Source organism: Streptomyces sp. NPDC047049, assembly GCF_040643995.1.
Classification (GTDB): domain Bacteria; phylum Actinomycetota; class Actinomycetes; order Streptomycetales; family Streptomycetaceae; genus Streptomyces; species Streptomyces mooreae.
Window position 1 is genome coordinate 458,311 of sequence record NZ_JBEYVM010000005.1, and the last position, 11,289, is coordinate 469,599.

Sequence of the window (11,289 nt, forward strand, 5' to 3'; positions counted from 1 at the left end):
GTCTCACCGTGTCCGGCCGGGAAGACGCGCTTCAGGTCCGGCCCTGTGAGGGCGTGGGGGCGCGGACGGGCGGCAACGGGGCGGGCAGTGCGCTGCGGTTCTCACGCCAGGCGGCAAGGAGATATGCGGCGAGTCGGTCTTCGAGAAGCACGGTGGCGCCGATTCCGAAGGCCACGTCGGGCTCCAGTTCCGGGTTGTCCGTCAGCAGGCCCTCGACCACTTCCGTGCGGACGACCTGTTCGTGGACGGCGTCGGCTTCGACATGCTCGTCGTAGAACCTCTCCGCGGCGGAGCCGGCACCTGTGCGGCGCATGGCTTCCGCGAGGCGTCGTGATCCTGGCGACGAGGTCACCTCGACCGTGGCGAAGTGACCGATCAAGGCCCCGCGCAGGGAACGATGCAGTCCCAGCAGGGACATGAGATTGACGAGAGCGAGTGTTTCGGCGGGCGCCAGATCGACGTAGTGCCCGTAAGCGGGTTCCAGAGCGAGGTCCGCCATCAGGTCGGCGAAGAGTTGAGCGTGGATGTCCTCGGCGCGACCGGCACCGAACTCGTCGAATTCGATGGCGGCCATGCCGGCCTTGGCGCGGCCCCGCAGACGGGGGAGGACCCAGGCGTGCGGGTCGGCTTCCTTGAGGTGGTACAGCGAGCGGACGGCTGCGTACTCCCTCAGCTGCCATAGCAGGCCTTCGCGTTTCAAATAGTGGCTGACACTGCTGCCATCGTCGGCGGTGCGCTCGATCAGCAGGCCGGCCATCGCCTCCTGTGCGCTGAGCAACGGGATGTCATCGCGAAGGGCCTGGAGGAACGCCTCCTCCAGGCAGCGCCGCGCCGAGAGCAGTGCGGGAGCCCATTCGAGGTCGTCCTCCACGCCCTCGAAGCCCTGATAGTGCAGTTCGTACAGCACGTATAGCGCGAGGTGGAGATCTGCCCCGTACGGGCCCTCGCGCTGGACCTTCTCCCGGGCAGGCAGCGGCCCTTCCCCGGTGCGAAGCCACGAGATCACTGTGTCGGACAGAGCGCCGCGCGGTCGCGGAAGCGGCGGCCTGCCGAGCCGGGCAGCTCCGAGGCCGGCCTTCATCGCTGGTCTCCTTCGCTGCTCCGGTCCGCTGTCGGGCAGCCGGTGCTTTCGGCGGGGTCGGAGGTGGGCTTCGAGCGCTGGCGATGGCTGGTGTCGCACCAGGGGTAGCGGCGGCTGCGTCGGCACCTGCAGATGGCGACGGTGAAGCGTCGGGAGACGGCTATCGCACCGTCCTCACCCACCACTTCCACCGGTCCCTCCACCAGGAGCGGGCCGTTTCGGACGAGGGTGATGCGGCGTGGCCGCTCAGGACTTCTCGGCACGGATTATCACCAATTCCTCTGTCTCCTGGATCTCGTCCAGGAAGCCTTGGCGCCGCAGCCAGGCCACACGGGAGCGCAGGACCGGGCCGAACGGGATGACTGCGCGGTCGCTCACCGCCGCCCGCAGCCCAGCGGAGGCCAGCCGCTCCAACGTGTCCTCGGTGCCGCACAGGCCGGAGTGGACCATGAGCAGAACGCCGCCGGGGCGGAGCGCGCGGGGCGCGGAGTCACAGATACGGTCGACGAGCAGACGTCCGTCGCGACCTGCGTCCCAGGCGCGGGCCGGCCCCCGAGGCATCCGACTGCCGGGGGTGGGGACGTAAGGCGGATTGCTGACGAGGATGTCGAAGGAACGGCCACCGACCGCTGCTGTCAGATCGCTGCGGCGCACCGTGACGCGCTGCCGGGAAAGCCAGGCGTTGAGCCTGGTGGACAGCACTGCCGGCCAGGAGATATCGACGGCGGTGACCAGAGCGCCACGTCGCGCCGCTTCCACCGCCACGGCCCCGCTACCCGATCCGAGATCCAGGACTTCGGTCCCTGGTCCCACGCCTTCGCGGTACAAGGCGCGCAACAAAAGCCGCGTGTCGTGCTGCGGCAGATAGACACCGGGAAGCGTTACCAGCGGAACAGGTCGGGCGAGCGGGGCCGGCCACATGCTCATAGGGCACCTCCGCCCCGCGAACCGCGAACGACGTCTGGATGGTCCGCGCGTCTTCTTCAGCCTGCTGGGTATCTGCCGCACTGACCACCCGAGCACGGTTTTTCCCTGACCTCGACCCGTTCGAGGGCGGTCTCGGGCCCGCTTCGGCGATCTCTCACGTCTCGGGGATTTCGTCTGCCGACCATGCGAGGATGCGCTCATACATTCGACTCTCTGGTGAGCGCGGCTACCTCTGATACGGGCTGACCAGCAGGAACGCAGTCAGGCGGTCGTATCCACGGTGGCGAAGTCGGTGGGGCCTGCTCGATCGCCCTTGGTGTGCTCGGCCAGATCCCGGTCCGGCGTGCGGTCAGGACCGGTCCAAGGCCCGTTCGAGCGCGCGGCGGGCCCGGGCCGCGGCCGCCCGGTCGTGCTGGAGCCGCATGGCCGCGTTCAGTGCCAGACCGGCGGCGACGCTCTCGAAAAGCGCCTGGTCGGTGTCGACCCCGGCGGGTGGCTCGCCGTTCTCCGCCGCCGAGGTCAGGTCCGCCCGCAGCTGTAGCTGTTCCCGCCGGCGCGACCACACCTCGGCCACCGCGTCGCGCATGCGGCCGGGGCGGCCGTCGACCAGGACCAGGACCCGCCGCAGCGCCTTCAGCCTCTCCAGTTCCTCATCCGTGAACACCGGAGCGACCACCCGGCAGCCTCCTACCAGAACCTCAACGATCCCCTGGTCAGGAGCCTGCCGAGGCATGTCCGCCAGAGTTCTCCCGAGTGCTACGGGGCCCCTGCCTCGTGAGGCGGCGGCTGATCGAAGTGCATCGCTCCCTGCCGGCCCGACAACACCCCACGCCGGGCCGTCGACCCCGAAAAAGCCCTTCCGTCAGGGGTTCTTAGTGACTCTGCTCAGTGATCATCTTGAGCATGGCCTGGGGTGTGTTGCTTTCGGAGTCGATCCTTTGGGTCTCGGTGCCTTCGAAAGCGACCGGCTCGGTGCTGCGGGCGCACACGGCCTGTTCGTACTCAGTGAGCGCGGCCTCGGTGCCGTCGGCGTACGCGGCGAGGGTCTTGCCGAGTTCGGCGCCGTCGAGCATGGCCAGGCTGGCGCCTTCGCCGTTCGGGGCGGCGAGGTGGGCCGCGTCGCCGAGCAGGATCACCCCCGGCACCCGGCTCCACCGGTGGCCGGCCGGCAGAGCGTAGTGAGGGCGCAGTACAGGCGGGATGCCGGCGTCCGTGATCAGCGCGGTGAGCTCCGGCGCCCAGCCGCCGAATTCCCGCGTGATGCGCGTGGCCGCGGCGGAGGCGTCGGTGAAATCGATGGCGGCGAACCAGTCCTGCGGACTGGACAACGCCACGTAGGCGTGCAGGGTGTCACCGTTTTCCCGGTGGGCGAAGATCTCCTTGCCCGGCGAGGGCGCGATCATTGACCCGCCGCCCCCCACCTTCGCCGAGCCGGTGTGCCGAGTGTCGGCGTCGAAAAGGTACGTCTCGACGAACGACGTGCCGACGTACTCGGGTGTGGCGTCGGAGAGCAGCGGCCGGACCCGCGACCACGCCCCGTCCGCGCCGACCAGCAGGCTGGTGACGACGGTACTGCCGTCGGCGAACGCCACCTCATGGCGGCCCCCGCCGAGGGCACGGGTGCCGCTCACCTTGTGCCCCCACCGGACGGCTTCGGCCGGAAGCGAGTCGAGCAGGATCCATCGCAGCTCCCCGCGCTGCACCTCGGGGCGTCCGCGTGTGCCATCGTCGGCTATCTCGTGCAGGACGCTCCCGTCCTGCTCGACGAGCCGCATCGTCTGGCAGCCCCCGGACAGATGACCGACCCCACCTGGAGGGGCGTTCATCACGGGCGCGGTACCGGGGATCAGCCTGCGGACACCGAGTGCGATAGGGGGAGCTCGCACACCGCGAGACCACCCATCAGCTTCCGCCCTCAGACACCGGGCTTCCGCTCGTCGTGATGCGCGGAGTGCCGGGCGGAACTATCGTGAGCCGAGCGAGTTCGTCCTTCCGGCGGAGGGCAGCTCGTTTCCCTTCTGTCCTCAGCTTTCCGCGGACCTCGGCGTCCAGACCGCGATGGCGTGCCCCGTGCGTGCGGCCCGTTCCACGGAGACTCCGCACCGAGGCAAGTGGCGGACAAAATGCGGTAGTTGCGTGGCGTCCGCTCAGTTGGTGGCCAGCATCTTTTCCCGTAGGCGGCTGCAGACGCGGGTGATGAGGCGGGAGACGTGCATCTGGGAGAGGCCGAGTTCCTTGCCGATCTCGGTTTGGGTCATCTCGGCGCCGAAACGGAGTTCGAGGAGGGTGCGGTCGCGGTCGTCGAGCTCGGCCAGGTGTGGTTTGAGGGCCTGGATGTTCTCGGTGAGCGCGAGGGCCGGATCTTCGGTGCCGATGAGGTCGGCGACGAACCCGGCCTGCTGCTTGGGACCGGAGGCCGGGATGGGCCGGTCGAGGGAATCGCTGTGATAGCCGTTGGCGGCGACGAGCCCCTCCGCCACCTCTGCTTCGTCCACGTCGAGGTGGGCGGCGAGGTCGGCGACGGACGGTTCGTGGACGCCCTGCCCTTCGAGCTGTTCGCGGGCCCGGGCGAGTTCGATGCGCAGTTCCTGCAGTCGTCGGGGGACGTGCACCGACCAGGTGGTGTCGCGGAATAACCGCTGGATCTCCCCCTGGATATACGGGACGGCGAGGGTGGTGAACTCGACGCCACGCGAGATGTCGAAGCGATCGATGGCCTTGATCAGACCGATCGTGCCGACCTGCAGTATGTCCTCGGTGGACTCCCTGCGTCCGGAGAAGCGCCGGGCGACGTAGCGCACCAGGCTCAGGTTCATCTCGATGAGGGTGTTGCGCACGTACTGATATTCGTGCGTGCCCTCTTCCAGCGCGTCAAGTCGCAGCAAAAAGATCTTTGTGAGTTCACGCGCATCAGCGGGAGCGATGCGCTGAGGTTCCCGGATCTGCGGCAGCACCGTCGGGGCCGGGACGGCACACACCTTCGGCGTGGTCTCCTGGGTCGTTCCGACCGTCATGGCGCTGGCGCTGGTGCTCATGACCGGCTCCCTCCGGTTGCTGAGCCCCCGTCGCCAGCCGCCTACCCGCCATGGCCATGACCACACCCTGGACTCCTCGCTCGTCCCAGGAGCGGCCCATGTGTGCCGGCAAGGCGCCCCGGTGCCGTGGAGGCGCCCTCTGCCCCGAAGCGGGCCAGGAGGCGCAGGAGTTTCCGCCGCTAACGCAACAGCCGTACGCCGCTCAACGCCGTCGTCCGTCCGGGCAGGGGGCAACTCGGAGCATTATCCGTCCGTCGAGGAACAGCGCTTTCTCAGCATGCTCCGGGGACCGAGGGGCGGCGGCCGAGAGGAGAGCGTCATTGGCGGCCGGCAGATACGGCTCTCAGCTCAGCTCACGCCGAGCCATAGGGAAGCTCGCTGACGGCTGTGTGGAATGCCCCTGGCACGGGAGTGTCTTCCGGCTCTCCGACGGGTGGAATGTGCGAGGCCCGGCCACTGCGCCCCAGCCTTCCTTCGAAACACACGTGGACGAGGACGGCACTGTATGCGTGAGGCTTCCCGGCGCCGGCTGATCAGGGACTTATCGGTGTAACGGCATGTGCACGGCACGGGAGAGCCTCTACTAGGGCAAGCCTCCGCTACGCCCACGACGCAGGTTGCGCTGCTACCGCGGGCGCACTGGTTTCGAGAACTACGGGGCAGCGCTGGAAGCGCTGGAACCCACGCTGTATGTACCAAGCTGCCTCCCTCACACGCAGCCTCGCTCAGTGGCGCGGTACCGAGACCAGCGCGATGACAGGCTTGATGCCGCGCTTTCCGCAGTTGTGTGAAGGCCAGAGCGGCGACCGTCCGGGGGCCGTTGGCGCTCTCGGGATTCGGGCACCCCGGCGCGTACGGCCAATGCTCCTGCTTCAGGGCCGGTAGACGCACTCCGCCAGCGTCGCGTGCTTCTTCCAGCCCAGCGTCTCGTACAGCGCGCGTCCGGCGTCGGTCGCGCCGAGAACGCCGAGGACCGCGCCCTCCTCCTGGGCGCGGTCGGCAAGCGTACGCATCACGAACTTGCCCAGCCCGCGCCGCCGATGGTCCTCCTCGGTCACCACCCGGTCCACGACCACGGCTTCCCCGAGGGATGCCATCTGCCCCTGAGCCGCCTGCTCGCCCGCCGCATCCAGCACCCGGGCGTAGGTGACGGCTCCAATGGTCTCCACGGTCGTGGTGTACCCCTCAGGCGCGACCGGGTCCGTGGCCGTCAGGTCAACGGCCATCAGATGGCCGCTTTCCTCCCAGGCCCACCCCTGAGGCAGCCAGGACTCGATCTCCTCCGGCTCTGCGGGCATCTTCATCCAAGTCCGCGGCACGGACACCGAGGCAGCGGCGCGGCGGACCAACAACTCCACGGCCTCGGGCAGGACATGGCGTCCCACTTCGTCGGCGTTGCCGGCCACCTCGATATAGCTCCCCCAGGGCTTCTCGACAGGCGGAGGCGTCCGCCGGGACACAGCCCAGCCCGCCACCCAAGTCCTGACTAGGTCCGCAACCATCAATCCCTCCCGAAGCTGTGGCCGTACCAACGGCCGGGTAATAGACATCAGCCGGGACCACACCTTACGTCGCCGTGCAGTCCGGGGCATCTGTTTTGCAGGGGGAGCGGTGTGCTGGTCCGGCAGCGGATGCGATCACTGGTGTTCGCGCGTGCCATGGAGGGGATAGCGGAACAGGAGGCTCGGTGCCGGGAGGTGCGGGTGGTGGCGCGCGTGGCGGCGCGCGTGGTGTGGAGTGGTTCCCTGACGTTTGGCTTGGTCACTTCTCTGAACTTTGGAGCTGTTCCGCCCGCTCCGCCTGCCGCCTCAGTACTGTGACTTCGCATGACCGAGACCGAGATCACCGCAGACCTGGTCCGCGAACTGCTGCAGGAGCAACATCCAGACCTTGCAGGGCTGGCCATCCGCGAGGTGGCAGGCGGCTGGGGTAACCAAATGTGGCGCCTCGGGGACGAGTTGGCCGTGCGCATGCAGCGGATGGACCCCACCCCGGAGCTCCAGCTCAAGGAGCGGCGGTGGCTACCCGTGCTGGCCCCGCGCCTGCCGCTCCCGGTGCCGACCCCGGTACGGTTCGGCGAACCGTCCGAGCGCTTCCCCAAGCACTGGACCGTGATGACGTGGGTTCCCGGCGAGCCGCTGGACCACGGCTCGATCAGCCGCGGCACCCACGCGGCCGACGCGCTGGCGGGCTTCCTCCGGGCGCTCCATGTGGAGGCGCCCGCCGAGGCGCCGATCACTACGGACCGCGGTGCCCATCCCAGGAACTGCACGGACGGCTTCGAGAACTTCTTCCAGGCCGTTGCCCCCGACGACATCGCTGACGACGTCCGGGCCGTCTGGGACGACGCGGTTGCGGCCCACGCATGGGAGGGCCCGCCGGTGTGGGTGCACGGCGACCTCCATCCCGCGAACGTCGTCGTCTCGGACGGAACGCTCTCGGGCATCGTCGACTTCGGTGACCTGTTCGCCGGCGATCCGGCATGGGACCTCGCCGCCGCATGGGTGCTGCTGCCGGCGGGAACGGCCTCACGGTTCTTCGACATGTACGCGCAGGCAGACGAGGCGGCGATCCAGCGCGCCCGTGGGCTGGCCGCTCTGAAGAGCCTCTTCCTGATGCTCATGGGGCAGAACGGAGATCGGGGCCTTCCCGGCGGCAAGCCGAACTGGGGACCTGCAGGCCGGGCGGCACTTGACCGTGTTCTGAAGGGCGTTTGACGCATGCGGTGCCGTACCGGTCGGTGATCTGCACCGTCGCCGCGTCCGGCTCGCCCCAGGTTTCCGGCTTGGCGAAGCGGAACTCCGTGCCGTGCTTGGGCGGGTGGCCTCCGCGGGGGTTGGCCAGGTAGAACTCCTTGCGGGAAGGCGCTGGACGGCGCATGACCCGGTCCGTGGGTATCCACGCCAGGACGTCCGGCCCGATTCCAGGGCGGCGACGAACGAGTACGGCCGGCCGGGCACGAACCTCCGAGGGCTGTCCGCTGCGGCCGTAGACATGGCAGAAGAGGCGTTCTGCGCTGGTGGGGGCACCCGGGCGGAGCCAGTTGCTGATGTCGACGGCGAGGGCCAGGCGGCCGTCGGCGGCCTGCGGCACGGGCAGGCCGGCCAGCACCTGCCGCAGCTCGGCACATCGACGTTCCCGCAGTTCAGCGCGTCATACATGGCGCCGTGATCGCGCCGGTGCTCAGCCACCAGCGTCAGATCCACCGGCGTCCTCACCGGCCCGTCCGCGCACAGCAACGCGCCAGTGAGGTCGAACGGTTCGTCCCCGCGTGCGGTCAGGCAGTCGAATAGTTCTCCGGGAAGCGTGACGCTGTCGTGAACGCTTCCCCCCCCGGAGCATGGTCGGGCAGCAAGCCCACCTTTCACGGCCTTCGGCGTGGTCACGTGTGTCCTTGGTCGGAGCGCATGATCAGACGAAGGCCGCCCCACCGTCTGACGAATGCTCAGCTGGACCACCCAGTTCGAGAAGCCGATCGAAACCTGTGAGAAACCTCAGTCAGGCAGCGCCACAGTGAGGTCCACCTCGACGAGCTGTCCGGGAAAGCCCAGCTGGGCGACGCCCAGCAGCGTGCTGGCCGTGGTGAACGCCGGACCCAGGGCAGAGTCGGCGAGCCGGCACCACGCGGCTGCGAGAACCTCCCTCTCGTCGCTCCGCACGTAGATCACTGACCGCACCACGCATTGTGGTGGGGCACTCACTGCAGCCAGGGCAGCGAGCGCGTTCGCGACAACCTGGTCGACCTGTGTTTCGAGGGAACCGGAACCGACGAGGTCACCGCTCTGATCAAGCGGGCACTGCCCCGCCAGATAGGCCGTACGGCCGGCCTCCACCACGGTGATGTGGTGGTAACCGGGCGTCTCATGCAGTTGCTCAGGGTTGATGCGGGTGATCTTCTCAGTCATGTCCGTGAGTCTGACCGGCGCGGTGCCTGCACGCACCGCATTTTGCCCACGAACCCGCGAAGGTGGGCTGCCGCACGGCCATCAACCGAGATCGAGAACAAGTTGACAGCTTGTCTTTTAACCTCAGTCATGGCCGAGTGCTTGCCTGCCCGGTTCCAGGCGGCACCCCAACCAGACAGAAACCGCCATCACCGCAACAGGTCCATCCCATACGGGCGGATCGTCGCCGCAGGGCGTGCACAGGCCCGCAACTCTGCGAAGAACGTCATCACGGGAACGGCCACGGCGCCCTGTGAGTCGAGCAGTACGTAGGGACGGGCGGGCTCACCCGTCTCCGCAAGCGCACCGGTCTCCGGCAGCACGAAGCTCGCCAGATTCAAGGGCCTGGACGTCGGCGATGAGTACGTACTGGTTGAGCCAAAGGCGAAACGGTGGAGAAGGCGGCGGAAGCGCCGGAATCCACCAATGCGGTCGGCCTGATGGCGGGAACAGCTGCTCACTCGTGGCGCCGCGAAGTCCGGATGGTGTGATGGCCCTTCAAGCGTCCGCCTGGAATGGGAGCCCGCATCTGCCCGGCAATTACGGGGCGACCAGGGCCTGTCCGGCGGATCATGCCGGACAGGCCCTGGTCCCCGGGGCTCAGCGCTTGAGCGTGAAGGTGAAGTCGCTGGAGAGCTTGCCGCTCAGCCGGACTGCCGAAACGAGTTTCCCTTCCGCGATGAGCCTCTCGACCTCGGCCCGTGAAAGACCGCAACCTTCAGCGATCAGTCGCACCGGCCGGACAGGGATCCGCGCCACGAACCGAACCAAGACGTCGATCACCTCGCGGTCCAGGTGATCCGAACCGCCGGTGTCGAGGCGCCAGGCGTTGTCCCAGTCGAGGGCGATGCGATTACGGCGCCGTACGACCGGATCCTGAAGCAACTCGGCTGCCAGACCAGGGTCGTTGCCATGCATCCGATCCAGCAACTCAGGTCGTACGGAGCGCACGTTCATACGCTCCAGGACCGTGAGCTTCGCCGTGTCCCCGCAAGCGGTACAGAGCACGAGGAGCCAGGCGTCGATGAGCTTATGGTTCGCGTTGACGCGAAATTTGCCGTTGGGCCGGAAGCGCTCGGACGCGCACGCGTGGCAACGGCGGAGAACGGTCGGCAGGCAGGTGGGCATGACCACCCAGTTATTGAGCACAGAAGTACACCGGTTTCAGTGAGAAGTCCGCAGCAAAAAGAAGCGCGGCGCACATGCGCGACGCGCGACGAATCAGCACTCGGGAGGTCTCACAGGGTGTACAACGGAGCGTCCTTGCCTAGACAACTTGGTTCGGCAGCACGGTAATGGCGCACAGCGGCGCTGATCTACTGGTTTTCGAGCACCTCACCGCCAGGTTCCACCCGGCGGATCATGGGCGGAGCCAGAGCCGGATCGAGGCGAGGGTGATGGCGCCGTGGAAGGTGTACGCCCTCTTGTCGTATCTCGTGGCCACGGCCCGGGAGTTCTTGAGGGTGTTGCTCATCGCTCGACTTCGTTTCTGCGCTTGTAGATCGTCTTGTCGAAGCCGGCGGGTCGGCTGCCCTTGCTGCCGCGGCGTCGGCGGTTGGCCCGCTGGTTCTTCGGCTCGGGGATGGTGTGTTTGATCTGCCGTCTGCGCAGGTAACGGCGGTTACGGCGGGAGGAATAGGCCTTGTCGCCGCCGAGCCGGCCGACACGGATGCGTTCCATGACGGGGATGAGCTGCGGGGCGTCGCCCCACTGGCCCGGGGTGATCAGCAGGGCCAGTGGGCGGCGGTTTCCTTCCCCGGCGAGATGAACCTTGCAGGTGAGGCCGCCCCGGGAGCGTCCGAGTCCCTCATCGGGGCGGTGCTGCCGGGGCGTGCGTCTTTTCCCGGCACCCGCGGTGGTTTCTTGCGTGCTCCGGCGGCGTGCTGGTGGGCTCGGCAGGTGGTGGAGTCCACGCTCATCATGGACCAGTCGATGCGGCCCTCGGCATCCGCGTCGGCCAGGACCGCCGCGAAGATTCTGTCCCACGTACCGTCCGCCGACCAGCGTCTGTGCCTCTCGTACACGGTCTTCCACTTGCCGAACCGCGCAGGCAGATCCCGCCACGGCACCCCGGTCCGGTTCCGGTACAGGATCCCGTTGATGATCCTGCGGTGGCTGGCCCAACGCCCACCACGCTGCCCGGACTTGGGTAGATGCGTCTTCAGTCGGGCCCATGCATCATGATCGACAATGCTCAACTCCTAGGGCGTGTCCGCAAAGTCCCGTCGTTCGCCCGGAGGGCGGGGCTCGCGGCGTCTGGTGCGTGCGCTCGCAAGGCGGAGGGTCGTCCTCGTAGTGGGTC

General features: G+C 68.1%; 11 protein-coding genes and 3 pseudogenes. 2 read left to right on the forward strand and 12 right to left on the reverse strand.

The annotated features are described in order from the left end of the window. Nucleotides 1-31: 31 nt before the first annotated feature. The 6 genes from ABZ851_RS16325 to ABZ851_RS16350 all read right to left on the reverse strand — a co-directional run bounded on the left by ABZ851_RS16325 (nucleotide 32) and on the right by ABZ851_RS16350 (nucleotide 5,043). Entirely contained in the window at nucleotides 32-1,081 is a 1,050-nt protein-coding gene (locus ABZ851_RS16325; protein WP_361127295.1) for an iron-containing redox enzyme family protein, read from the reverse strand. Then, nucleotides 1,078-1,344: a CDGSH iron-sulfur domain-containing protein gene (locus tag ABZ851_RS16330; protein WP_361127298.1), complete on the reverse strand. Its 267-nt coding sequence runs from the start codon at nucleotides 1,342-1,344 to the stop codon at nucleotides 1,078-1,080. The genes ABZ851_RS16325 and ABZ851_RS16330 overlap by 4 nt, the downstream gene beginning before the upstream one ends. After that, nucleotides 1,328-2,008: a HemK2/MTQ2 family protein methyltransferase gene (locus ABZ851_RS16335; protein ID WP_361127301.1), complete on the reverse strand. Its 681-nt coding sequence runs from the start codon at nucleotides 2,006-2,008 to the stop codon at nucleotides 1,328-1,330. The genes ABZ851_RS16330 and ABZ851_RS16335 overlap by 17 nt, the downstream gene beginning before the upstream one ends. A 349-nt stretch (nucleotides 2,009-2,357) precedes the next feature. Then, entirely contained in the window at nucleotides 2,358-2,684 is a 327-nt protein-coding gene (locus tag ABZ851_RS16340) for a hypothetical protein (protein WP_361127304.1), read from the reverse strand. 196 nt (nucleotides 2,685-2,880) lie between these two features. Further along, nucleotides 2,881-3,834 (reverse strand): FAD-dependent monooxygenase, encoded by a 954-nt coding sequence (locus ABZ851_RS16345; protein ID WP_361127307.1) that lies wholly within the window; start codon nucleotides 3,832-3,834, stop codon nucleotides 2,881-2,883. A gap of 321 nt (nucleotides 3,835-4,155) precedes the next feature. Next, nucleotides 4,156-5,043 (reverse strand): SigB/SigF/SigG family RNA polymerase sigma factor, encoded by an 888-nt coding sequence (locus ABZ851_RS16350; RefSeq protein ID WP_361127310.1) that lies wholly within the window; start codon nucleotides 5,041-5,043, stop codon nucleotides 4,156-4,158. Between the two features lie 362 nt (nucleotides 5,044-5,405). On the opposite strand from ABZ851_RS16350, the pseudogene ABZ851_RS16355 reads away from it, so the two are divergent. After that, nucleotides 5,406-5,576 (forward strand): annotated as a pseudogene (locus ABZ851_RS16355) (Rieske (2Fe-2S) protein); the annotation flags it as partial. Nucleotides 5,577-5,915: 339 nt separating this feature from the next. Here ABZ851_RS16355 and ABZ851_RS16360 read toward each other — a convergent pair. After that, nucleotides 5,916-6,545 (reverse strand): GNAT family N-acetyltransferase, encoded by a 630-nt coding sequence (locus ABZ851_RS16360; RefSeq protein ID WP_361127313.1) that lies wholly within the window; start codon nucleotides 6,543-6,545, stop codon nucleotides 5,916-5,918. A 324-nt stretch (nucleotides 6,546-6,869) separates the two neighbouring features. Here ABZ851_RS16360 and ABZ851_RS16365 point away from each other — a divergent pair, with 324 nt between their 5' ends. Then, nucleotides 6,870-7,760 (forward strand): aminoglycoside phosphotransferase family protein, encoded by an 891-nt coding sequence (locus tag ABZ851_RS16365; protein WP_361127316.1) that lies wholly within the window; start codon nucleotides 6,870-6,872, stop codon nucleotides 7,758-7,760. Nucleotides 7,761-7,764: 4 nt separating this feature from the next. Here ABZ851_RS16365 and ABZ851_RS16370 read toward each other — a convergent pair. The 5 genes and pseudogenes from ABZ851_RS16370 to ABZ851_RS16390 form a co-directional block, all read right to left on the reverse strand. Further along, nucleotides 7,765-8,404: pseudogene (locus tag ABZ851_RS16370) on the reverse strand (transposase); the annotation flags it as partial. A 133-nt stretch (nucleotides 8,405-8,537) separates the two neighbouring features. Then, a complete protein-coding gene (locus ABZ851_RS16375) occupies nucleotides 8,538-8,948 on the reverse strand; it encodes a Rid family hydrolase (protein ID WP_361127319.1) in 411 nt (136 codons plus the stop codon). Nucleotides 8,949-9,136: 188 nt separating this feature from the next. Then, nucleotides 9,137-9,328: a hypothetical protein gene (locus tag ABZ851_RS16380; RefSeq protein ID WP_361127322.1), complete on the reverse strand. Its 192-nt coding sequence runs from the start codon at nucleotides 9,326-9,328 to the stop codon at nucleotides 9,137-9,139. A 259-nt stretch (nucleotides 9,329-9,587) separates the two neighbouring features. Beyond that, entirely contained in the window at nucleotides 9,588-10,115 is a 528-nt protein-coding gene (locus tag ABZ851_RS16385; protein WP_361127379.1) for a DUF1062 domain-containing protein, read from the reverse strand. Between the two features lie 232 nt (nucleotides 10,116-10,347). Next, nucleotides 10,348-11,185, reverse strand: a pseudogene (locus ABZ851_RS16390) (IS5 family transposase). Nucleotides 11,186-11,289: the final 104 nt, after the last annotated feature.